At 63.5% G+C, this 23,631-nt stretch carries 18 protein-coding genes and 1 pseudogene; 4 read left to right on the forward strand and 15 right to left on the reverse strand.

All coding sequences use genetic code 11. From position 1 onward, the window contains the following. Nucleotides 1–616: 616 nt before the first annotated feature. From CUJ90_RS31080 to CUJ90_RS33530, 3 genes are all read left to right on the forward strand, one after another. Complete coding sequence (locus CUJ90_RS31080) at nt 617–1,753, forward strand: porin (RefSeq protein WP_159442549.1); 1,137 nt, start codon at nt 617–619, stop codon at nt 1,751–1,753. A 380-nt stretch (nt 1,754–2,133) separates the two neighbouring features. Then, a complete protein-coding gene (locus CUJ90_RS31085; protein ID WP_318268135.1) occupies nt 2,134–5,508 on the forward strand; it encodes a bifunctional diguanylate cyclase/phosphodiesterase in 3,375 nt (1,124 codons plus the stop codon). 46 nt (nt 5,509–5,554) lie between these two features. Next, nucleotides 5,555–6,847: a hypothetical protein gene (locus tag CUJ90_RS33530; RefSeq protein WP_235004840.1), complete on the forward strand. Its 1,293-nt coding sequence runs from the start codon at nt 5,555–5,557 to the stop codon at nt 6,845–6,847. A gap of 71 nt (nt 6,848–6,918) precedes the next feature. On the opposite strand, the gene CUJ90_RS31105 is transcribed toward CUJ90_RS33530, so the two are convergent. The 14 genes from CUJ90_RS31105 to CUJ90_RS31170 form a co-directional block, all read right to left on the reverse strand. After that, complete coding sequence (locus tag CUJ90_RS31105; RefSeq protein WP_073428315.1) at nt 6,919–7,566, reverse strand: methyltransferase family protein; 648 nt, start codon at nt 7,564–7,566, stop codon at nt 6,919–6,921. Then, a complete protein-coding gene (locus CUJ90_RS31110; protein ID WP_235004838.1) occupies nt 7,563–8,654 on the reverse strand; it encodes a TadG family pilus assembly protein in 1,092 nt (363 codons plus the stop codon). The genes CUJ90_RS31105 and CUJ90_RS31110 overlap by 4 nt, the downstream gene beginning before the upstream one ends. 3 nt (nt 8,655–8,657) lie before the next feature. Next, a complete protein-coding gene (locus CUJ90_RS31115; RefSeq protein WP_073428473.1) occupies nt 8,658–9,101 on the reverse strand; it encodes a TadE/TadG family type IV pilus assembly protein in 444 nt (147 codons plus the stop codon). Nucleotides 9,102–9,109: 8 nt separating this feature from the next. Further along, nucleotides 9,110–9,856: a tetratricopeptide repeat protein gene (locus tag CUJ90_RS31120; RefSeq protein WP_227470526.1), complete on the reverse strand. Its 747-nt coding sequence runs from the start codon at nt 9,854–9,856 to the stop codon at nt 9,110–9,112. 221 nt (nt 9,857–10,077) lie between these two features. Beyond that, entirely contained in the window at nt 10,078–11,040 is a 963-nt protein-coding gene (locus tag CUJ90_RS31125) for a type II secretion system F family protein (RefSeq protein ID WP_073428313.1), read from the reverse strand. Continuing rightward, the gene (locus CUJ90_RS31130) at nt 11,037–12,014 is read right to left on the reverse strand and encodes a type II secretion system F family protein (protein ID WP_073428312.1); all 978 of its coding nucleotides are present in this window, start codon (nt 12,012–12,014) and stop codon (nt 11,037–11,039) included. Before CUJ90_RS31130 ends, CUJ90_RS31125 begins: the two co-directional genes overlap by 4 nt. Further along, on the reverse strand, nt 12,011–13,420 hold the full coding sequence (locus CUJ90_RS31135) for a TadA family conjugal transfer-associated ATPase (protein WP_073428311.1): 1,410 nt from the start codon (nt 13,418–13,420) through the stop codon (nt 12,011–12,013). The genes CUJ90_RS31130 and CUJ90_RS31135 overlap by 4 nt, the downstream gene beginning before the upstream one ends. Continuing rightward, the gene (locus CUJ90_RS31140; protein ID WP_073428310.1) at nt 13,420–14,637 is read right to left on the reverse strand and encodes a CpaE/TadZ family protein; all 1,218 of its coding nucleotides are present in this window, start codon (nt 14,635–14,637) and stop codon (nt 13,420–13,422) included. Before CUJ90_RS31140 ends, CUJ90_RS31135 begins: the two co-directional genes overlap by 1 nt. A 27-nt stretch (nt 14,638–14,664) precedes the next feature. Then, nucleotides 14,665–15,066 carry a CpaD family pilus assembly lipoprotein gene (locus tag CUJ90_RS31145; protein WP_083082297.1) on the reverse strand — a complete coding sequence of 134 codons (402 nt, stop codon included), beginning with the start codon at nt 15,064–15,066 and terminating at the stop codon, nt 14,665–14,667. An 11-nt stretch (nt 15,067–15,077) separates the two neighbouring features. Further along, nucleotides 15,078–16,544 carry a type II and III secretion system protein family protein gene (locus CUJ90_RS31150; protein ID WP_084561380.1) on the reverse strand — a complete coding sequence of 489 codons (1,467 nt, stop codon included), beginning with the start codon at nt 16,542–16,544 and terminating at the stop codon, nt 15,078–15,080. A 47-nt stretch (nt 16,545–16,591) separates the two neighbouring features. After that, nucleotides 16,592–17,554: a Flp pilus assembly protein CpaB gene (gene cpaB, locus CUJ90_RS31155; RefSeq protein ID WP_073428308.1), complete on the reverse strand. Its 963-nt coding sequence runs from the start codon at nt 17,552–17,554 to the stop codon at nt 16,592–16,594. Between the two features lie 12 nt (nt 17,555–17,566). Beyond that, complete coding sequence (locus CUJ90_RS31160) at nt 17,567–18,139, reverse strand: A24 family peptidase (RefSeq protein ID WP_235004847.1); 573 nt, start codon at nt 18,137–18,139, stop codon at nt 17,567–17,569. Next, the gene (locus tag CUJ90_RS31165) at nt 18,139–18,321 is read right to left on the reverse strand and encodes a Flp family type IVb pilin (protein ID WP_073428306.1); all 183 of its coding nucleotides are present in this window, start codon (nt 18,319–18,321) and stop codon (nt 18,139–18,141) included. The genes CUJ90_RS31160 and CUJ90_RS31165 overlap by 1 nt, the downstream gene beginning before the upstream one ends. Before the next feature lie 335 nt (nt 18,322–18,656). Next, a complete protein-coding gene (locus CUJ90_RS31170; protein WP_073432981.1) occupies nt 18,657–19,754 on the reverse strand; it encodes an IS5 family transposase in 1,098 nt (365 codons plus the stop codon). 459 nt (nt 19,755–20,213) lie between these two features. On the opposite strand from CUJ90_RS31170, the gene CUJ90_RS31175 reads away from it, so the two are divergent. Continuing rightward, nucleotides 20,214–21,752, forward strand: a complete 1,539-nt coding sequence (locus tag CUJ90_RS31175) for a sensor domain-containing diguanylate cyclase (protein WP_084561379.1) — start codon at nt 20,214–20,216, stop codon at nt 21,750–21,752. A gap of 623 nt (nt 21,753–22,375) precedes the next feature. Here the strand turns inward: CUJ90_RS31175 and CUJ90_RS31180 are convergent. Beyond that, nucleotides 22,376–23,509 (reverse strand): annotated as a pseudogene (locus CUJ90_RS31180) (Clp protease N-terminal domain-containing protein); the annotation flags it as partial. Nucleotides 23,510–23,631: the final 122 nt, after the last annotated feature.

Below are 23,631 nucleotides of genomic sequence, written 5' to 3' on the forward strand. Positions count from 1 at the left end.
TACCGCCGATACTTCAGCAGCCTGCTAAGCCGGGAAACAGTAAATGATCGCTCATCCGCTTCTCGGTGTTTCTTCATGGCCTGCGGCAGGCATCGACAAAACTGTGCAACGGCACCCCGCCGGTTAGGGGCCACCAAGGTGAGTGACACGAGCGATCGTATCGTGTGACCTGCTCGCCGCTAACGCACGAGGTAAAGATTGAGCGAAAGCTGTTCATATGTGCCAGTGTGGCGCCCGAAGATCGACCATAAGCCGGGACTGTTTCGGCAATGCCTTCAATGCAACCGGCAGCCCGGACATAGCGTGAGGGGTTAATCCGCATAAATGCCGGATGAATATTCCCGGCTGGAGCAGGTAACTAGCCGGCGCTGGGGAATGGGCAACCGCGGCGTATCGATCACATCGAAATATAAAGCGCCACCTTTTTTGGAAAGCCATTATTCTTTTGCTGTATCGATCGTTGCCATTCGCTCGGGCACGGTTCTGTAATTCCCAATGTCAGTGCGTCAGTCCGAAAACGTCCGTTTGCGAATGTCCGGCATAAAACAGGTTCACTCAGGGGGGCGCTGTAATGAATCGTTTAAAACGACGCAAACAAGAACTCACACAGTATTTTGTGGACCCCGATATCGGGCGGCACCGAATCAGGCAATTCACGTCGTATTCGGTGATGGGCGCGATGCTGGCGGGTTTGGCTTTATCCGCCAATGAAGTTCGTGCGCAAAGCAGCGTGCAGCTTTATGGCATCGTGGACGACGCGCTCACCTATACGACCAACGTTCGGGGCGGCCACGCGTGGGCGCAGTTCAGCGGCGTCGGTCGCAATGACCGCTGGGGTTTTCGCGGCACGGAGGACCTCGGCGGCGGATACCGGGCGATATTCCGGCTCGAAAACGGTTTCGGCATCAACAACGGCACGCTGGGTCAAGGCGGACTGGAATTCGGCCGGCAAGCGTTCGTCGGTCTCGCCAGCGACCGGCTGGGCACGATTTCGCTGGGCCGTCAGTACGATTTCATGACGACGAACCTGTCGTCGTTCTCCGCCGGCTCGACGATTCCCAGCGTTTTTGCGTTCCATCTCGGCGATTACGACAGGCTGGGCGGCGAGCGCATCAACAATTCGGTCAAGTACGTGACGCCGACGTTCGCCGGCCTGCAATTCGGCGCGCTGTATGCGTTCGGCGGCCAGGCGGGGGACTTCGCGCGCAACAGCGCGATGGGTTTCGGCGCCGGTTACACGCAAGGCCCGCTGCGCCTCGCGGCCGCCTACACCGCCATTCGCAATTACCAGGCCGTCTTTGGCATCGGCACGCCGGTACTCGGCACGCCCTTATCCGGCTCGGGGGCATTGGGCACCCTGGCAAGGCCGGTGGTTTTCGACAAACTCGTCGTGGCGGGCGCGGCGGCGGGCTATCAGCTCGGCCCCGTGCTGATGCAAGGCGTGTTCACGCTGGTGGACTTCCAGAACAACGGTCGATCCAGCGTCCTGCGCACCGCGGAAGGCAACACCCAGTACAAGGTCAGCCCCGCCTTTTTCGTGGCCGCCAGTTATGCGTATTCGAAGCTCGATAACGACCATTGGAATCAGATCGGGCTCGGCGCGGATTATTTCCTGTCCACTCGCACCGACGTGTATCTCAACGCCGTCTATTTGCGTGCCAGTTCCGGTGTGACGGCCGAAATGTTTTTGCTGTCTCCTTCGAGCAGCAATACCCAGATGATCGTATCGCTCGGCCTGCGACATTCGTTTTAGCGCGATATCGGAATGTATTACCGCTGCATGATCGGGGCGATGCCGAAATGGATGAGGTATTTTTCGCGTGATATATGAATAAGGGTTCGTGATAACTAGCCAAAAAACGGCTTTCGTCTAAGCTACTTAGACTTGAACCGGAATGACTCAAGCGAGCTTTCCAATCTATTCGGTCGAATTTACCAATATGGCCGAATTAGACCAGCATTGCTTTAATCCGCAATAACGGGCGCACTTGCGCTATTCAATGCCAACTGCACGATTGGCGTGCGTTAATTGACCGGGCGGTAATGAATCAATAGCGGCGAGCCTGTCGGACGGGTTCGTGTCGTGTGTGCGGGGTTACTCCGGGGGCGGATGTGCGCGAGACGTGGGGGCGATTGCTACGCCCGGCTCATCGTGGTTACGCAATCGGCCTGGCCGTCGCCATGCTGCTGCTCGGGCTCGCGGTAACGGCCGTGGTGCATACGGTCAGCGCGGACCTGATCCAGAGCGAGGCGAGACTTCGTTTCGACAACGACACCCGCGATGTCGAACAGCGAATCGACACGCGTATCCGGCTGTATTCCGACGTACTGGTGACGATGCAAGCGCTGTTCAGCGCGGGCGACGATGTATCGCGCAGCGAGTTTCGCGACTTCGTGAACGGCCTGAACCTGCCGGAGCGTTACCCCGGTTTTCAGACGCTGAACTATGCGCCGTATATCCGCGGCGCGGACGTGGAGCAGTTCATCGCCACGCAGCGCAGCGACCCGGTTCTGCAAAAAGCCGGCGTCGACTTCGCGATTCGACCGCCGGGCGCGCGTCCCGCTTATTTCGTGCTGTCCTATGTCGAACCGCTGGAACCGAATGTGCCGTCGCTCGGCATCGATCTCGGTGTGCCGTCCCGGCGACTGGCTGCGCTCGAACGATCGCGCGACACAGGGCAACCGGTCAGCAGCGGGCGCCTGATTCTCGCCGAGGGCAACAATCCGCATATCGGCATCGCATTGCGCCTGCCGGTCTACCGCAAGGGCATGCCGCACGATGCCGTGGATGCGCGGCGTCGCGCGTATATCGGCTCGGTCGGCGCGGGCATCCGTGTCAAGGACCTGATGGCGGGTCTGCTCAGCGAGGAAACACTGCGCGTGATCCGCTTTCGCATCTACGACGCCGGCGCGTTCGATACGCCGGCGGTGCCGCCGTCGCCCTCCACGATGCTGTTCGACAGCGTCGCGGGCATCGGCGACATGGCGCGCGACGCGGTCAGGCGTAACCCGACATCCGGTGCGGGCGTGTCCGCGGCGCACCCGTCGTTGTCGTCCGGCGATGAATTCGGCACGTCGGCGCACGACGCGCGGCACTTCACGAGAAGTCTCGTGCAACCGTTCGGCGGCCGGCGCTGGCTGATCGAGTTCGCCGCCGATCCGGCAACGCTGAGCGGCTCGCAACGCCGTCTGCCGATGTTCGCGACGGTCGCCGGCGTGGTCATCAGTGTGTTGCTGGGCGGCCTGGGGTATGCGCTGTCGAGTTCGCGCGTGCGCGCCGTCAAATTGGCCGAACGGATCACGCATACGCTGCGGGACAGCGAAATCGCGCGTGCCGAGGCGCAGCGCATTGCGCACCTGGGTGACTGGCGCATCAGTCCCGATGGTGAGACGGTCCGCCTGTCGAACGAGATGGCCCGCCTCATCGGCGCGCGCAGCGGCACGCTGCCGCTGGCGGCGCTGATGAACGTGATCGAACGGGAGGATCGCGCGGCGTTGGTGGCGCACGGCAAGAGAACGCTTCGCGCGGGCACGCCGTTCCAGTTCGAATGCCGTTACCGGTCCGCGCGCGGTCGAAGAGGCTGGCTGCATCTGATCGGCCACGCATATGGACCGCCGGAGCAGCGAGCGCTGCGCGGCACCGCGCTGGAAATCACGCAGCGCAAGTCGGCGGAGCGCGCGCAGCAGCAGGAACATGCGATCACGCTGCAACTCGCGACCGCGACGAGCGAGTTCGATGTTTTCCGGCAACTGGTGGACGTGCTGGCGGACGGCATGGGTTGGGACGCGGGCGCGTTCTGGCCCACGGAACCCGGTCAGCGGCAATCGCTTTACGCCATTTACCGCGCGCGGATACCCGAACTCGAGCCCTGGTTGCAGTCGCGCTCGAACAGCGCATCGGCGGCGGCCGCGGAGGTCTTCATGGAGCCTTGCTGGAGCGCCGGAAAGAGCGCCGTGGCACGGCTCGCGCACGCCGAATGGCTCGGCGCGGCGGGCATCACCACCGTGTTCGCCTTTCCGCTGCGTGCCGGTTCCACGACGCTCGGCATGGCGGAATTCTACGCACGGGACAGGCGTCAGACGGAGCCCCAGGCGCTGGCGATGGCGCGCTCCATCGCGATCCAGGCGAGTCACTTTCTGTTGCGGCGTCAAGCCGAGGAGAATCTGCGCTTCATCGCGAATCACGATGCGCTGACCGGCCTGCCGAATCGGCTGATGTTCAGGGACCGGCTGGAAGAGGCGCTCCTGACCGCGCACATCGAGAACACCGCGCTCCATGTTCTGTTCATCGATCTGGATCAGTTCAAGGACGTCAACGACTCGCTCGGGCACAACGCCGGCGACCAGCTGCTGCGCGCGGTGGCCGACCGGCTGCGTCAGCAGGTCGCGCAGACCGGAATGATCGCCCGTCTGGGCGGCGACGAATTCATCGTGCTCGTCGCGGGGCACGGGGACGCGCAGGACGACGTGAAGTGGTCGGTCGAGGCGATCCAAAGCGCGCTTTCCGAACCGTTCGTCGTGAGCGGAAGGCAAATGCAGGTTACCGCCAGTATCGGCATCAGTTCCTTCCCCGGCGACGGCGACGATGCCCAGACCTTGCTCAAGCATGCCGATATCGCCATGTATGGCGCCAAGCAACGCGGCAAGAACACGTATCAGCTCTATGTCCGCGAGATGAGCGCGACCTTGCAGCGTCGCATCGATATGGAATCGCATTTGCGGCACGCGGTCGACAACGACGAGTTCGTTCTGTACTACCAGCCGCGCGTGTCGCTGCAATCGGATCGTTGTACCGGGGTCGAGGCGCTGATCCGCTGGCGTCACCCGACACTCGGACTGGTGATGCCATTGGATTTCATCCCGCTAGCCGAGGAAACCGGGGCGATCGTGCAGATCGGCGCGTGGGTGCTGCGCGAGGCATGCCGGCAGAACGCGGAATGGCTCGATCGTGGGCTGGGACCGCTGCGCGTGTCCGTCAATCTGTCGGCGCGGCAATTCGCCGACCCGCATCTGCACCACGACATCGTCGACGCGCTCGCGCAGGCGCAGTTGCCCGGCGACATGCTGGAACTGGAACTGACCGAGAGCATGGTCATGCGCCACCCCGAACAGGCGGCCGCGTGGCTCGCGAGCTTGAAGCGGACCGGCGTGCGCCTGTCGATCGACGATTTCGGCACCGGCTATTCGTCGCTCGCGTATCTGAATCACTTCCCGATCGACCTGATCAAGATCGACCGTTCGTTCATTCGCGACGTGCCCGACAGTGAGAGCGACGCGCAGATCGCCAGCGCCGTCATTGCGCTCGGTCACAGCCTCGGCCTGGAAGTGGTCGCCGAAGGCGCCGAAACTCAGGCGCACATCGATTTTCTGCGTAATGAAGGCTGCGATGAAGTCCAGGGGTACTTCTACAGCCAACCTCTTCCTGCCGGCGACATGACGTCGTTTCTGAGTCGCCGGCCGGAGCGCGGTCTTGCCGAAGAGCAGAGCCCGCAAGTCGTGCGTGCATGAGGCTGACACCTCGGGCGCGCCCATCACATGTGAAAGGAGCATCACCATGCAACAAGAAAGAGATGTAGAGGGGACCTGGCTGGCCATCGACGAACTCCAGTTTGACCAGATGAAGGCAAAGCTGCTTCACCGGAAGGAGAGCGGATGGACGCCCGCGACGCTGATGCGAGCCGAGCAGGGCTACCGGCAATTTTTGAAGCTGTCGGCGAAATACCCGAGCGTCGCCGTCGTGCCGGGCGAGGAGGTGGATCAGTTCTGGCACGCGCACATTCTCGACACGCGGCGCTATGCCGCCGATTGCGAGCGTCTGTTTGGCTATGTGCTGCACCACAATCCTTATGTGGGCATCGATGGCGCGGAGGATGAAGCGCATCTGCTGGAACTGGCGGGGGCGACGAGCGAACTGATGGCGCGCGAGTTCGGCACGGCGCTGGCGGTGCAAGCGCCTGCTTATTGTGCGGTCACGCCGGGGGCGGAAGCGAAGCCTGCTTACTGTGCGATCACGCCGGGGGCGGAAGCCAAACCTGCCTACTGTGCGGTCACGCCAGGCGCAGAAGCGAAGCCTGCGTACTGTGCAGTCACGCCGGGTGCGGAAGCCAAACCTGCGTACTGCGCGATCACGCCTAGTGCAGAAGCCAAACCTGCGTACTGCGCAATCACGCCGAGTGCAGAAGCCAAACCTGCGTACTGTGCGGTCACGCCAGGCGCGGAAGCGAAACCTGCGTATTGCGCAATCACGCCAGGCGCAGAAGCGAAGCCTGCCTACTGTGCAGTCACGCCGGGTGCGGAAGCCAAACCTGCGTACTGCGCGATCACGCCGAGTGCGGAAGCCAAACCCGCCTACTGTGCAATCACGCCTGGTGCGGAGGCGAAACCTGCGTACTGCGCAATCACGCCAGGCGCAGAAGCCAAACCTGCGTATTGTGCGGTCACGCCAGGCGCGGAAGCGAAGCCTGCGTACTGCGCGATCACGCCAGGCGCAGAAGCGAAGCCTGCGTACTGCGCGATCACGCCAAGCGCGGAAGCGAAGCCTGCGTACTGCGCGGTCACGCCGGGTGCGGAAGCCAAACCCGCCTACTGTGCGATCACGCCAAGCGCAGAAGCCAAACCCGCCTACTGTGCGATCACGCCAGGCGCAGAAGCGAAACCTGCTTACTGTGCGATCACGCCAGGCGCGGAGGCGAAGCCTGCTTACTGCGCAATCACGCCAGGCGCGGAAGCCAAACCCGCCTACTGCGCGGTCACGCCAGGCGCGGAAGCCAACCCCGCCTACTGTGCCGTCACCCCGACGCATCTTGCGCGCCCAGCACGCGCTTCGGATCTCGCAAGACGCGCATGACAGCTTGCGCTGCGGGCATGCGATCGCCCGTGTCACGACGACACGGGCGATCGATCCAATGTACAAGCCATTCAGAACAAACCGTGAACGAGCCGGTAGCGCACGCGCCCCATGTACTCGCGATACGTGATGTCGTTCGAAAGCAATTGCTCTTCCTTCACGATCCTCACGACTTGAAGCGTCCATTGCGCGATAACGACGAGAAGATTGCGAACGCCGAAGTTCGCGGCAAGAAAGCCGATGTCCGTGATCAGATACCCCAGATACATCGGATGGCGAACGAGGCGATACGGTCCATTGATAATGACGCCCCGATTGGCGGGCAAAAGACCAAACGAACGTCGTAGCGACCACTTCGCATAGATCTGGACGAGAACGCCCACCACCTGCAAGGCGGCGGCCAGCGCTTCAGGAACCAGCCGGATGCCAGGCGTTATCTGAAAGGCGAGAAAGTAAAAAGTCGCGCACAGGGTCGCGCCGAGACTGAGCGGCCTCCAGTCACGCTCGCGCGGCACGCGGGCAAACACGGCGAGGCCGACCGTCAACACCTCCGCGAAGGCGAACACCAGCAGCGTGACCCTCGACGTGTCCATCACGTATTGGTGAACGGTCATGGCGACGAACAGACCGAGCAGCGGTACGGTCAGAATTCGCACGCCGACCTCGATCGCGAGTTGCGCGCGTGTCAGACCAGGGCGGTTGGAAAGCGCTTGCGTCATCGCGCGAGACGCGGCGCGACATACGCCCCGTAGAGACTGTTTTGTGGCGAGCCGGAAGACACGTTGACCCTCGTGATGAGATGACCCTGAATGTAGTTGTTGCCGCCCGCGCTGACCGCGGAATCGATATGAAAAGCGGCGAAGCCGAGGATCGTGGCGTTCGACGTCGCCACTTGCTGAACGACCGGAAGCAGCACGTCGATGTTGGGCAGCACCGAACTGTAAATCGTCGTCTTGACGCCGGGCTGAATCCAGATGGACGCACCGATGCTCAATTGCGCGGGGTTCCCGTTGGCCATGAATCCACGCACCGTCGGCACGTCGTTCGCGTTGGTCTGGAACGAGGTCCATTGCCCAGGAAGGCAACCTCCGTAGGACGTGCCGTTGGTGATCTGAAACGTATAGGCCTGCCCGGTCGACGGGTCGATCTTCGGCGATCCGGTCTGCGTGTTCCAGTACTGGTCGAAAATACATTTGGCGAGGGCCACCGGGTACAACGCGCCGGTGGCGACAAAACCCGGTGCGGATACCACGGCCACCGCGGTTGCCGTCACGGGGGTATCGTTCACGCCGAAAAGCGGCGCGAACAGAAAGACCAGTGAGCCGCCGTTCAATCCTGTCGCGCGCGAAACAGTGACTTGCACGCCGGGGCTATCGTAGGCGCCGGGCGTGATTGCCGCCGATTGCATACTGGCCGGAGAGCCCGTCAAATTCCAGAAACCGCTTTGCACCGTCGCGGCTGTCAAGGTCGATCCCCCCGAGGCATTGAGCTGAACGGCGCTTGCAGCGCTCGCGTTCGCGGCGCTCCAATTAGCGGTCGAATTCAGGTTCCCGGTAAACAACGAACGCGCGCCCGCGATGGCGGCGGCATCCGCCGCGGTCTGCAACTCACTGGAGGCGAGATAGTAGCGGCCGATATCCACCGAAAATGCCGAGAACGCCAGCGCCATCAGCACGAAGGAAACGAAGACGAAGCTCATCGTCCCGCGCTGGCGTCGATAGCGTGCACGCGTGCCGACCCAACGCGTGTTGACCACGTCGTGTTTCAGGCGGAGTTCCTCGCGCTCGGCAAGCATGGGCGCCGTCATGGTCTACTCGTAAATCATGACGGCGGTGGCGTTCAGAACGACGGGGCTAGCCAACGCGCTAAACGCCGAGCCGAGCAGCAGCCCCTGGTACGTGTATGAAACCGCGACCTGGAGCGAGCCGCCGGGGGTCGTGCCGTTCGACTGCGTCACCGTGACGGTCGGCGCAGTCGCGGCTCCGCCGGTGACGAGGTTGTTCTGCGCGTAGGTGGTCGTGATGGCCGCGATCTGCGTGGTGGTCAGCGGCGGCACCTGGAGCACCGTGCCGGCTCTCGCGCCCGCGCGAGCCGCGTTCGTCAGGATCGCGTCGTTATAGAAGATCAGATTGACGTCAATGATCCCCACCAGAATCATGATCAGAAACGGCAGCAGAATCGCGAACTCGATCGCCGCCGATCCCCGGCTCGCGCGTGGTCCATGGCTTGCACGGTTGACGTGAAGCGTCGGCATTGCGGTTTTCATCGAGCAGTGATGGCGGGCGTCGTGCCTGACGTGGTGTCGCCCGAGGTCGTGGCCGATCTCTTCGACGCCGGCAGCATCGACGCAGGCGGCGGCGTCATCCGGTTGCGTTGAATTTCATAGAAGCGAAGGTTGTCCTGCACGGAGGCCTTCGGCAGATCCTGTCCGAGGATCGCCGCCGCCGCTTCCGAATTGCCGAGCAGGCCGTAGGCGAGCGCGAGGTCCTGGCGCGCCTGGGGCGGCGCACCGGGATAGCGCGTCACGTCGAGCAACACGTTCGCGCCGTCGCGCGGATTGCCGTTGAGCGTCAGCGACAATCCCAGGTTGATGCTCAGGCCCGGATCGCCGGGATTGGCCTTGAGCGCCTGCCTCAGCACGGCCTGCGCCGCGACGTGATCGCCCTTCAGATCGAGCGCCGCGCCGAGGCCCGCGGACGCGAGCGGTGCATCGGGGGTCAGCGCCAGCACCTGGCGATAGAGGGAGATCGCATCGTCGAAGCGCCGCTGATGAATCGCCACGCGCGCAATGCCGATCATCGGCGCAATCGCGTTGGCGTCGACCTGCCTGGCCCGCTCGTAGTGGACCGCCGCGCGCGTGAAGTCGCCGACCGCGTAGAGCGTGTCGCCCAGGCCCGTCAGACCCGCAACCGAGCGAGGATCGGCGGCCACGACCTTTTCGTAGAGCGTCGTGGCCAGTTCCACGTTGCCCGAGTCGAGCGCCGTCTCGGCGATGCGAAGCTCGCTCATCCTGTCGGGCATCGTATTGCGGGGCAGCGTGTGCGCTTCCGAGACACGATACGTCGTCGTGCAAGCGCCTGTCGCGAGCAGCGCGGCGGCGCAGCAGCAAGCGAGGCCAACGAGGCCGACGCGCCGTGCAAAGCGCGGCATCGCGAAGCGATGCGTCGGAACGGCACGCAGGCCAGGAAGGGCACGAGGGGCACCAACGGCAATTCGCAATTCGACGGTTTTCATTGTTTGGCGAAGAATTCGAGAATTTGAATGATTGCCGGGCCGGCTGCGATGACGACGACCGCCGGCAGAATGAACAGCATCATCGGCAGCACCATTTTCGGCGCGAGCTTGGCGGCTTTTTCCTCCAGCGAAACGATATGAGCCAGCCGCTCGGTGCGCGACAAGGTTCGCAGCGCCTGCGTGATCGGCGTGCCATAGCGCATGGATTGCGTGAGCGTGGAAATCAGCGCGCGAATGGCGGGCAGGTCGATCCGCTGCGCGAGCCCATTCAGCGCACGCGTGCTGTCGCCGGATAATTTCAGCTCGTCGGCGGTCAGCGAAAACTCGTCCGAAAGCGGCGGGCAGATGGAAGCGAGTTCGTCCGCGACCCGGCGAATGCTCACCGCCAAACTGTTCCCCGCGTTCGTGCAGATGACCAGCAGGTCGAGCGCGTCGGGCAAGCACGCCGCCATGGCGAGGCGGCGCCGCTGCGCGCGCAACGCAAGCACGTATTCCGGAACGATCATCCCGACGATGAACACGAACACCATCAGAATGCCGCGAGCGGCAGGGTAGCGGCCGACGAACGCGATATGCGAGCCCAGCATGACCGCCAGCGTCGCACACACAATGCCGAACAGGAACTTGATCGCGACCAGAATGGGAACCGCATGTTTGCCGCGGTAACCGCCGCGCACCATCTGCCGCCCGAGTTCCGCGCGATACTTCGCGTCGAACAGCGGCAGCCGGTCCCCCAGCGTCGCGAGGCGCCGCAGCAGACGCGCGCGCAGACCGGCACCGTCGTCATCCATGCCGGCGGGCGAACTGTGCGGGCGCAGGCTGACAGCCGCCTCGCGCACCCGTTCGGCGATCCTGCCGCGCCTGCCGCCGCGCTTGGCGGCCCACCATAACGCGAGCGTGCCGAACAACGCCACGAGCATCAGAAGGTCGAGCAGTGTCTCTATGCTGGCGTCGCTCATCGGGAGGTATTGAGTTTGGACATCCTGTTGATCACCGCGATGCCGAGCACCACCGAGATCGACGCGAACGTCAGCAGCTTCTGCCCGGCGGGTCTGTCGAACAGCACCATGACGTAAGAGCGATTCAGACCGTACAAGGCAAGCACGATGACCACCGGAATGGCGGCCAGAATCCTCGTCGTGATACGCGCTTCCGCGGTCAGCGCCTTCGTTTTCAGACGGACCTCGCCGCGCGTGCGAACAATGGCGGCCAGGTTTTCGAGCGTTTCCCCGAGTTGGCCGCCGGTTTCACGCTGCAGCAGCAGGCATACGCAAAAGAAAGAGAAATCGGTGACTTCGATTCGGCGCATTGCCACGGCCAGCACTTCCTCGAGGTCGATCCCAAGCTGCAACGCGTCGCCCATCAAGCGGAATTCATGACGCAGCGGCTCGGGACATTCGTCGGCGGCCGCCCGGATGACGTGGGTAACGGGTACGCCCGCGCGCACCGCGCGCACGATCATGTCGAGCAGGTCCGGGAAGCCATTGAGGAAGCGTCGCCGGAAGCGGGCGACGAGGAAACGATAGGCTTGCACCGCGGCAAAGAGAGGGAGCGCCGGCAGCAGAAGCACTTTGACGACGCCGGGAAGCGGCATGAAACGCGTCATGGCGAGCGCAAGGAGTGCGCCCGCGATCGCCGCGCCGATCACGACGCGAAGACCGTTCGCGCCGGCCACCGTTCTCAGGCGGGCGATCCTCGGCCTGAGCCAGCGGCTGATCGCGTTGCCGTGCCGGTTCAGCTTGAAGAGGTTCGCGTCGACACCGCTTTGAGCGGGCGCGCGTACGCCGTCCTCGATCGAGAAAGACCGCAGCATGCGCGATCTGATCCTGGCGCCGGGCTGCTTGCTTCGCAGATCCTGCGCGGTCAGCGCCATCAGTCCGAGCACCAGCGCGCAAGCGAACGAGGCGAGCGTGACGAGGTCGATCGTCGTCATGGGCGCATGGCCTCCAGCAGTGCTTCTTCCACGCCGTAATAGGCGGCGCGTTCGGAAAACGCGGGTCTGAGCGCGGCCGTTTCGAAGACGCCCTTGACCTCTTCGTTATAAGCGCTCGCGTCGTAACGGAAGGTGAAGAGATCCTGGGTGATGATGACGTCGCCTTCCATGCCGACGAGTTCAGTGATGCGCGTCACGCGCCGCACGCCGTCGCGCATCCGCTCGATCTGCACGAACAGATGAACCGCGCTCGCGATTTGCCGGCGAATCGACATGAGCGGCAGATTAGCGTTCGCCATCATGACCATGCTCTCCAGCCGGGTGATCGCGTCGCGCGGCGTGTTCGCGTGAATCGTCGTCATCGAGCCGTCGTGACCGGTGTTCATCGCCTGAAGCACGTCGAACGCTTCGGGACCGCGCGTTTCGCCGAGGATGATGCGATCCGGCCGCATCCGCAGCGCGTTGCGCACCAGATCGCGCTGGGCGACGCCGCCGAGACCCTCGGCGTTTTCAGGGCGCGTTTCGAGGCTGACGACATGCGGCTGCTGAAGCTGAAGTTCGGCCGCATCTTCGATCGTGATGACGCGTTCGCCATTGCCGATGAAATGGGATAGCGCATTCAGCAAGGTGGTCTTGCCGGAGCCGGTGCCGCCCGACACGATGACGTTGAGGCGGCACGTGCTGGCGAGCTTGAGCACGTTGCTCATCTGCGCCGACATGTTGCCTTGCTGCGCCATCCGGTGCAGCGTGATGTTGCGCTTCGAAAACTTGCGGATCGCGATACAGGCGCCATGAATCGCGAGCGGCGGCAGGATGACGTTGACCCGGCTGCCGTCGGCGAGACGCGCATCCACCATCGGACTGCTTTCGTCGACCCGCCGGCCCACGCCGGCCGCGATGCGCTGCGCGACGCTGACGACGTGCGCGTTGTCGCGGAACTTGTACGGCGTCAGTTCGAGCCGGCCATGACGCTCGACGTAGATCTGATCGGGACCGTTGACGAGCACGTCGGTCACACTGTCGTCCGCGAGCAGCGGCTCGATCGGACCCACGCCGAACATGTCGTTCAGCAGTTCGCTGACGATCTGGATCTGCTCCGAGATCGTGACGTTCAGCCGCTCGTGCGCCGCGATCTCCAGCACGAGCTGTTCGACGCCGGGCTTCATCTGCTCGCGAGTCTTGCCGACCGCGGCCGACGCATTCATCGAATTGAACACGCCGCTGCGGATGGTCTTGAACAGTTCCGAGCGGACCAAGGCTTCGTTGCCCTGCGGTAACGCGGCGCGTCCCGGCAAAGCGGTGACCGTTCCGCCGGCCGCGGCGGGAGGCGACGCGGCGGCTGTCGCCGCCGGATTGTCGTGCGGCGCGGCGACGTCTGGGGAAGGAGGCTGCTTTTGCCCGAACATCAGCGTTTCCTTATTCCGAGCTTCTGGAGGAACGTGCGCTCGACGGCGATGTGCTGGCCGGTGAGGTCGCTGCCGATACGCGTGATCGCCTGACTGAAACCGTTGGACGTTTTTTCGTCGGGCGCCTCGCCGAGGTTCTCGGCCAGCGAGATCGCCCTGGTTTCGAACGGGACTTCATGCAGCGCGGGGCGACCCACCGCCGCCGCGAAATCGACGGGCTGCACTTTGCCCGCGGTCGCGGCATTGGGATTATTGAGCAGCAGCGAAGCGGCGGGATTGTTGTCGCGATCCTCGATGTAGCGCAACAGGCGCAGCGTCTCGCGCGCGGAATGCACCGAGCGGTCCGCCACCAGATAGGCGCGCGATGCGTGGTCGAACGCTTCACCCGCCAGCGGATCGGCCCGGTTGCCAGCGTCGAGCATGACGTAGTGGAAACTGTCGCGTAGCACTTCGAGCACGCGCTTGAGCGCTCCCGCCTGGAACGGCTTCGGCGCGCCGTAGTCGAGTTCGGAGGAGAGAACGAACAGGCGGCTTCCCTTCGCGACGAGCGTCCTTTCCACATACTGCGGATCGAGCCGGTGCACGTTCTGCAGCACGTCGGTCAGGCCGTTGTTGCTCTGCAAGCCCAGCATGCTGTTGGCCGCGCCGCCATACACGTTGAGGTCGACATAAGCGACCCGGCGATGCGTGTCCTCGGCAAGATGGCGGGCGAGATTCAGGGCGATGGTCGTGACGCCGACGCCGCCCCGCGAGCCGACGAACGCGATCGTCTTGCCGGCGCGAGTCTGCACGACGGGATTGATCTTGCCCTCGGTTGCGCTGACGGTCCGGTTGAGCAGTTCGACGGTCAGCGGCTTGACGAGATAGTCACGCACGCCGAGCTTGAGCAAACTGCGAAAGAGCCCGACGTCGTTGCGCTCACCGAGCGCGACGACTTGCACCGACGGTTCGCACACTTCGGCGAGCCGTGCCAGGTCCGACAGCGGCATCGCGGAGCCATGCAGATCGATCAGCAGAAAGAGGGGCGAGCGTTCGATCTTCGAGAGATAGGCAATCGCGTCGTGAATGTCGCCGATCGCCACGTGCGCATGCGGCATCGCCTGCTCGAGCACATAGTCTTTCAGCACCTGTTCCGTGGCGTGATCCGCGACGAACGCGATGAAGTCGACGAGCCGAGCCGCCGTCGCGCTTTTCCGAAAACTGAAGTCTGTGCTCATGGTCGCCTTCGGTGAATGACTCGCGCATCAACGCGGATCGCGCGTCGTCGTCTTGTCGAGCGGTGTCACGCGTTCAGTCTGATAGCGATGCACCGCGCTCGCCGCGACGGCGGCATCGGCGGGTCCGAGCGATTCCGGTTTGACGATGTCCCGAGGATGGGCGAGCTGCGCCGCGAGATTCGTGTAGGTCGCGCAGCCCCATGCCATGTCGGGACGCCTCCAGCCGGCGTCGGTCAGCACCGATGGGCGAGCCAGGCTGGCGCAATCGGGCGGCAAGGCGAGATGGCCGTCGAACGGGATGATCGACGCGTCGGGCATCGTTCTCGGCGGCTTGACGCAGCCACCGACGCCGGCCGCCGTGATGCAGGCAAGCGTGAGCGCGACAAGGCGGGGGAGGCGAAGAAGGCGGCTAATGCGTGCGGAAATCATGGCGGCTCCGCTCAGTAGACATACCCGGCCGCGCCGACGAGGCGCGGTTGTCCGGATGGGGTGGACGCGTCGCCGGACTCGCGCCTGAAGCTGTACTCGATGTCGCTGCTCGGCGACATCAGCGCGTCGAGCGGCGTGCGAAGCTTGGCGGGATCGGTCGGCTCGACCAGATAGGGCGTCACGATGATGACGAGTTCGGTCTTGTTGTTCTGGTAATTGGTCGACGAGAACAGCTTGCCCAGAATCGGAATCGATCCGAGGCCCGGCACCTGCGAAATGATGTCGGTGGTGTTGGTCTGCAACAGGCCGCCGATCGCGAAGCTTTGGCCGCTCGCGAGTTCGACGGTGGTGTCGGCGCGGCGCACGCTCAACCCCGGCACCGTAATGCCATTGGTGGTGACGCTCGCGGTCGCGTCGATCTGGCTGACTTCGGGGCGCACTTTCAGGCTGATGCGGCGTTCGTGCATGACGGTCGGCGTGAAATCGAGTTTGACGCCGAACTGCTTGTAGTCCACGGTGACCGCGCCGTTGATCTGCGCCACCGGAATGGGAAACTCGCCTCCGGCGAGGAAACTGGCGGTCTGTCCCGACATCGCCACGAGATTGGGCTCGGCAAGAACCGTCAGCAAGCCTTCCTGATTCAGTGCGTCGACGAGTACCTGGATGTTGGCGTTGCCAGTCCTGAACTGGCCAAAGATCGAGTAGGCGTTGTTCGAAGGCAGATTGATCGGATAAGACGTACCGGACGGGCCGACGATCGGCTGGGCCAGGTTAAAGATCTGGCGGCCGCCGAAGATACCGCCCGTGAAATTTCCCACCACCGAGCCGAGTGCCGCCCAATTGATCCCCAACTGCTGCGTAACGTTCCGATCCACTTCCGTGATGCGAACCCGCAACTGCACCTGGAGCGGCCGGTCGATCGTGATGCGGTTGACGAGCACTTCCTTGTCCGCCAGATAGGGCGTAAGGGTCTGCACCACGGCGTCGGCGTCGGAAGCCGATGCCGCCTGGCCTGACACCAGCAGCGAGCCGGGACCGGCTGTCAGTTGCAGGCGCATGGCCGGAAAGCGCGCCGCGACGGCGCGTCGGAGCGCATCCGTGTCGCGGCTGACGACCACCGTCTGTTGAAGCAAGGTCCGGTTGTCCGCGCCGAGCACATACAGCGTCGTCGAGCCGGCCTTCTTGCCCAGCACGAAGACCGCTTTCGGCGACGGCGCGTGAACGTCCGCGATCGTGGGATCGGCGACGAACACCGAACTCGCGTTCTCGTTCAGACGCACGAGGGTGCCCTTGCCGGCATCGATGGCCAACGTTCCCGGTGAACGGCCAGGCGCGCTCGCGAGCGGCGCGTCAGGCCCGGGCAGCGCCGCGCGAGCCGGCGCCGCCTGCGCGTGGACCGCGAGCGCCGTGGCCCAGCTAATCACCGCGCAAGCCGTGAGCTTCGAACCGATGCGACCCGGACTGAACTGCTTCGTCATGGCGTTCCATCCCCGCGACTGGACGCTGTTTGGGCCCTCCGCGCGCGTCAAAGCGGCGCGCGCAGAGACGGCACTGGCGGTACGTTGTTTCCTGCGCTACCGCTTGACTGGGCGACGCTCGATAGCGCGTCGCTCCTCTCGGAACCTCGGTATATCGTCACGGTGGGCGGCGCAGCCGGTCCGGAACTCGTGCTCGCACTGGTGCTGGTGCCTTGCGGGGCGTGCGCTCGCGGCAGATCGCGCACGGCGCGTGAAATGTCGCCGGCCCAGACGGGCGGCGGTGGCGAGTCGGCCGACGCCGACGCGGCGGGATTGCGGGTCACGGTTGCGAAGCTGCGCAAGGCAAGCGACAGACTGCCGAGGCGCGCGGCGACGGCAACGACTTCGCCCATGCGCGGCGTGACTTCCAGCGTGACGGTGCGGGCGCGATTGGTGGCGTCGGCGGCCTCGCCGTTCTTCGGACGCTGTATCTCCGAACCGACCGCGAGCACCCGAACGCGCTCGACGACGGTTTCGCTCGACACCGCGAGTTCGGGCGAGTCGGTTCGACGGTCCATCTGCTGCGTGAGCAGCAGGTCGACGTAATCGCCTGGCTGGATCAGTCCGGCGTTACCGGAGACATCGTCGACGGCGACCGACACCGCGCGCATTTCCGGTTTGAGCGTGGCGGCGAGAAAGCCGGGGGCGCCCGGCAGGATGACGTCGTCGGCGACGATCAGCGCGCCGCTCGCTATACCGTGACGCAAAAGCGCGCCCTTCAGTTCGACCGCGCCGGATGCGCCCTGGACGATCGCATTCAGCGGAACGTCGGCGACGGGTATCGGCTTCCAGATCATGTCCTCGTCACGCAGAAGCAGACCCTGCGGAAGGTCCGCCGCGCTGATACGAACTTTTTCGGTGCTGGCCTCGGGCGCGGACGGACGCGACAAGCCGGCGACCACGGCCCGAACGATCAGGGCGATCAGAATGGCGCCGAGGACCAGCAAACCGATTTTGATGACGTTGGACATGAGGGCGCTGTCCTACCGCATCGCAAGCAAAGGCAACGCGATGACCGACCCGCCGCCGAGCGCCAGCGCGACACCGTAGGGCACACCGCGCGTTCCAGAAAACATCGCGAGGGCACGCAGCGGGGGAAAACGCTGTTCGGCAGCCATGTGACGTGTGGCGAGACTGACGAGGGAAACGCCCAGTCCGAGCACCGAGACGATGGCGAGGGCAGGCAAGGCGAGACTCGGGCCCGTCCACAGGAAAACGGCGCAGGCCAGTTTTGCATCGCCTCCGCCCAGCATTTTTGCGGCGAACAAGGCCGCGCAGATCACCAGAACGGCAAGCGCCAGCAGCAGATGCGCAAGCACGTCGTGAATGGGCAGGCGGATGACGAGAGCGTCGATGAAAAACAGCGCGGCGATCAGGAGGGTCGCCCTGGTTGGCAGGCGCCGCCAACGCACGTCGAAAACGGCGAGCCGCAGCAGCGCGCAAAGTACGGTGACGCGGATGATGGCAGAGAGTAGCGACACAATCAGCGCTCCGTGGAACGTTCGATAAAGGAGGTTCGATAAACGGCGGTATCGAACCTCCCGGCCGCGCAACATCACGCTTTGTTCTGCGAGGTCGTGACTTGCGTGAAGAGGTTGGTGAACATCGCGCCGATGTTGGTGTTGAAGCCCACGGCCATCGCACCCAATGCGATCACGACGATGCCGGCCAGAACCGCGTATTCCATGGCGCTGACACCACGCTCGTCGCGAACGAATGCTTTCAGAAAGGTTTGCATTTTTGGCTCCCGTAACAAAGTGGCGAAGGGTGGACCCAATGAATGAATAACCAACCCGGCACCGAATATCATTTCCGCATCGAAATTACCGATTACTTTCGGTAAATAGCGATATGGCTGTGGTGTTAAAAGAGAAAAGGGCGGTTGTCGGATCGGGGGAAACCCTGCGACATAGATTTAGCAGGCTGCTGAAATACAGTCCGACAGAAGCAGCCTTTCTGCACTTACGCGGCTCTCGCCACAAGGTTTATCGCATTGTGCAATTTCAACGTGAATTCCACGCTTGTTCGGCAGTTTGAGGCCAATTTCTGGCTTCATTGCCGCGTTTTTCGCTGCTACAGACGGACTTGTGTCAGTGAGCGCATGCGCACGAGGTTGTAGGCAGCCATGTTCAACACGAACATCTGGTCCACTTTCTTCAACCCGCGCACCACCACCTGGCGCATGCGCCCCACGGTCTTGGCCCACCCGAAGCCTTGTTCGATCAACTTGCGCTTTTGCTGCGAAATGGCGTAGCCCACGCTCGAGGCAATGGTATCGGGCACGGATGAACGCCGCCCCGAGGTGTTTTGCGCAACGTGCGGTGTGACCTTCATCTGCTGGCACGCCTCGATGAATTCCTGTGCGTCGTAACCCTTGTCTGCGCCCAGCGTGATTTCTGCGCTCGCATCTTCTGCCGCTTGCCGCGCGTCGTTGATCATGACCTTGGCCGCTTCGCGCTCGGCGTGCCCGTCAGCGCGCGTCACGCACGCGTTGACCACCAGACCATGTCGATTGTCGGTCAGCGTGTGGCCCATGTAACGCAATTCGCTGGCCGTATTGCCTTTGCGATAGAGCCGTGCATCGGGATCGGTCCGGGACTCATGCGTCTCGTTGCTGCGCTTCTCGCCTTTAAAGTCGCCTGCGTTGCCGCCGTCGCTGTCCTGATCGTCACTGTCCTTGGGCACGAAGCTCTTGTGCCCCGCCCACGCCTGGATCAGCGTGCCGTCCACGCTGAAGTGCTCTCCCGAGAGCAGGCACTTCTTCTCAGCGATCGCCACCACTTCGTTGAAGAATTCGATCACCGCATCATGCTTGATCAGGCGTTCGCGGTTCTTCGTGAAGACCGTCGGTACCCAAACCTCGTCATCCATCGCCAGGCCGATGAACCAGCGAAACAGCAGGTTGTATTGCACCTGATCCATCAATTGGCGCTCCGAGCGGATGCTGTAGAGCACCTGGATCAGCATGGCTCGCAGCAACTTCTCCGGCGCGATGCTCGGCCGCCCACCCTTGAGGTCGGCCTCGTACATCCCGGCAAACAACCGATCCATCTTCACCAGTGCTTCGTTCGCCATCACCCGGATCGAACGCAACGGATGCGACTTCGGAACGAAGTCGTCCAGCTTGCGCATGGAAAACAAACTCTCGGTGAATGTGTCGGCGCCGCGCATGATCTCCAAGGGGCAAGTGGGGGTCTTCCATCAACGCTTCAGGGGCCTTCAGCGATGACATTACCGCCGATACTTCAGCAGCCTGTTAGCCTCCTGGTTTGTCATGGGTTGAAGGTCCTTGCAGGTTGCATCCCTCGGTAACCGCTATAAAAGACCGCATGCCTCGCTGCATTGTCAATGGCGGATCCAGCCACGACGACTCCGCACCGGCTTGTTGTTTTTCTTATGGTAAGACAATTCATGTAAAAACCAATAGGGAAAACGCATAACATTCTTTCAAGGCGGTACGGAATACCCTTAAGCCCGCCATTCGCTGCAAGGCGATTGAATGCTGGAAAAACAAATGGCGGAATTGGCCACAATGCATGGCTGAACCGGTAGAATCTCCGGCGTTTTACGATGCCCGGATCTCCAGCAAGCTGAGATCCGCATAACCGGATTTCCTGGCTATCTCAAGGCATGGTGCGGACCGTAACAAGCAACAACGGGGGAAGTGTGGGCCTGGGCAACCGACTCTGGCGCGGCCATCTGGCGCCGCATGCGATTATCGCGGGCGGCATCTTCATTACGCTGGTCATGATCTCGCTGTGCGCGACGGTGCTGTACGACGCGCGCCTCGATGCGATGGACCGCGCCCGTGACACGTCGCGAAACCTCGCGCTCATCGCCCAGCGCGATATCGAGCGGAATTTCGAACTGTGCGCGTTGTCGCTGCAGGCGGTCGTCGACGGCATGCGCGACCCGGCGGTGCTGGCACTGCCGCCGCGTCTGCGCAGACAAGTGTTGTTCGACCGCGCCGCGACCGCGAAATACCTGGGCTCGATGCTGGTGCTGGACGCGTCGGGCAACATCGTCGTCGACTCCGCCGGCGATGTGCCGCGCCAGGGTAATTTCTCGGACCGGAAGTATTTCATCGTCCAGCGTGACAACCCGAACGCGGGTCTCTATATCAGCGATCCGTTTAGCTCGCGGCTGCGCAACGGCTCGCCGAGCATTGCGCTGAGCCGGCGGCTTTCACATCCCGACGGCTCGTTCGCGGGAATCGTGCTGATCGCGATGAACCTCGAGTATTTCCATACGCTGTTTGCCGGGCTGTCGCTCGGGCCGCATGGCGCCGTGTCCCTGATCGGTCGCAACGGCATCATGATCATGCGACAGCCGTACGACGTGCGCACGATCGGGCGCGACATCGGCAAGGCGGCCACGTTCCGGCGCTTCCGCACCGCCGCGGAAGGCAGTTTTTCCGAAACCGCGTCGATCGACGGCGTGCGCCGCCTGTACTACTTCAGGAATTTCCCCGATCTGCCGCTGATCATCATGGTGGCCGAGGCCGAGCAGGACATCTATGCGGGCTGGCGGCGGCGCGCAACCACCATCGGCTCGCTGATGATCGCCTTCGCGCTGGCGTTCGTCGCGCTCGCGTTTCTGCTTGGCGCGCAACTGCGCCGCCGGATGCGCGCTGAATCGGAACTCGAACTGCTCGCGAGAACGGACGGCCTCACCGGACTGAACAACCGCCGCACGCTGGGCGAGATTCTCGATCAGGAGTGGCGTCGGGCGCGCCGTACACACAGCATGTTTTCGCTGCTGTTCGTCGACATCGACCGCTTCAAGGCTTACAACGACACCTACGGGCACCAGGCGGGCGACGACGCGCTGGCCGCCGTCGCGCGGTGCATCGGCAACAATATTCGACGACCCGCGGACAGTGCGGCCCGCTATGGCGGGGAGGAATTCGTCGTGGTGCTGCCCGATACGCCGCCCGCGGGCGCAGCGCTGATCGCGGAGCAGATCCGCGCGGCGATCAGCGAACTCGCCATCGAGCACGCCGGCAGCGAGTACGGACGCGTGACGGCCAGCATCGGTGCGGCGAGCTGGGCGCCGGAACAGGATAGCGACGTAACCGCGGTGATCAAGGCCGCTGACGAGGCGCTGTATAACGCCAAGGCGACTGGTCGTAATAAGGTTTCGCCGTTCTGGCTGGATAAGAAGGGTTGATGCTGGTTGATAGGTTTGGCGGAACAGGTGCGCGAGCAGGTTGGGCGTTGGCGTTGGATGATGGGAGAGTGGGGAGGTTTATTGCGGTAAAGACCAGGAGAATATTGTCTCGATGGTGTTCGGCTGCGCTACAAGCGTTCGCTGCGGAGTTGGGTTCCAACGCGTGGCAAGTCAAACCATTCGAGAGGTTTCTTGCAACCGGCTATTAAGCGTTGGTGACGGGCAAGCAGTCGCGCGGGAGACCGCGAACCTCGTCGGAGTGGACTGCTCGTGGCAGAGGTGGAGCAGTGGAAATAGGACAAGCTCGCCTCGATTTGCTCGCCAAGGCGAATCTTTATTTCTTCGTGTTCGGAGATAGGAACAGCCGGGAATTCAGCGGATAACGTCCGCAGCCCCATCTCCCGTCTTCCTCAGGCGACCGGCGCCGCGGAGCTTGCCGCAGCGGGCAGCCCATGATCGACGAAGTCGATCGTCAGGTTGCCTTCGGCCGAACTGGACAGAACAATCCTCGCGGGCGGGGTTCCGCCTGCCATGCGCGTGAGCAGTTCGCGGGAAACCGCCGGCAGGATGCGCTGGTTCAGGAACGCATCCACGTTGCGCGCGCCGGATTCGCGGGCAAGACACAGCCCGGCCATGGCCCCGACGAATTCCTTGTATTCGGACCAGGTGGTCGCGGCGATCGTGCGCAGCTCGCCGCGCGCGAGTGCGGGTTTGAGGAGGTTGGCCGCATCAGCGCCGCCGGCGGCATTGCCCGCGCCGATCAGCGTGTGGGCTTCGTCGATGAAAAGCAGGATTGGCACGGTGGATGCCTGCACTTCATCGATCACATTCCCGAGGCGCTGCTCGAATTCGCCCTTCACGCCCACACCCGCCTGCAGCAGGCCGAGATCGAGCGTGAGAATACGCACGTCACGGATCACGTTCGGCACGGTGCCAGCGGCGACGCGTAGCGCGAGGCCCTCGACGAGCGCGGTCTTGCCGACACCCGGCTCGCCGACGAGGATCGGGTTGTTCTTGCGCTGGCGCGCGAGCACGTCGACCATCTGCTGGATTTCGCGCTCGCGCCCGAATACGGGGTCGATCCTGCCGTCACGCGCTTTCGCCGTGATGTCGATGGCAAAGCGGGCGAGTGCGTCGCCTTCCACGGTGCGCGTGGCTGCCCGTGCGGCGGGTCCCTGCCGCGCGTGTTCAACGGCGCCGGTTACCGGCGGGGCGCCGGTCGGTTCTTCGGGGGCTTCCGGCTCTTCCAGCGGGTTCTCGCAGGTGCGCGGCCCAAGGCGCGGCAGCAGCCGTTCAATCTGTGCACTGCTCACCGACAGCAGTTGCCAGGCATTGGCTGTGCGAAGGACATGTGGCGCTTCCACGATGGCCTGCAGGACATGGCCGGAACGGATGGCCGGGGCGCCGCCATCGGCGTGCGTCAACGCATGCAACCAGGCGTCCTGGAGGACGACGGCCAACTGCGCGGACAGACTGGGGCGGCCGCGCAGGTTACGGGGCGTGTGGTCGATGGCCCTGAGCAGCGTATCCCAGACGGCATCGATATCCAGTTCATAGTGGTTCATGATGGCCGGGATATCGCCGTCCCTGGCCTCGATCAGCTTGAGCAGCCAGTGCTCGACTGAAATCTCGTCCGCAAGCCGTGTCTGGCACAGGCTTGCCGCAGCCTCGAGCGTTTTCGCGCAATGTGGATTGAGCCGCTGCAGGAGCTGGCTGGCGTCGCGGAAGGATGCATTTCGGTCGTTATGCACGGTCATGGTCGGGCTTGTCGCACATGGAATGGGGGCGTGCCGGCGCTGGGAGCGCTCGCCCCACGCAGGAAAAAGGCCAGTCCGCACAGGCGGACTGGCAAAGGAAGGCCGATATCCCGGAGACTACC

The sequence above is a fragment of the Paraburkholderia terricola genome (genome assembly GCF_003330825.1).
Taxonomy (GTDB): Bacteria; Pseudomonadota; Gammaproteobacteria; order Burkholderiales; family Burkholderiaceae; genus Paraburkholderia; species Paraburkholderia terricola.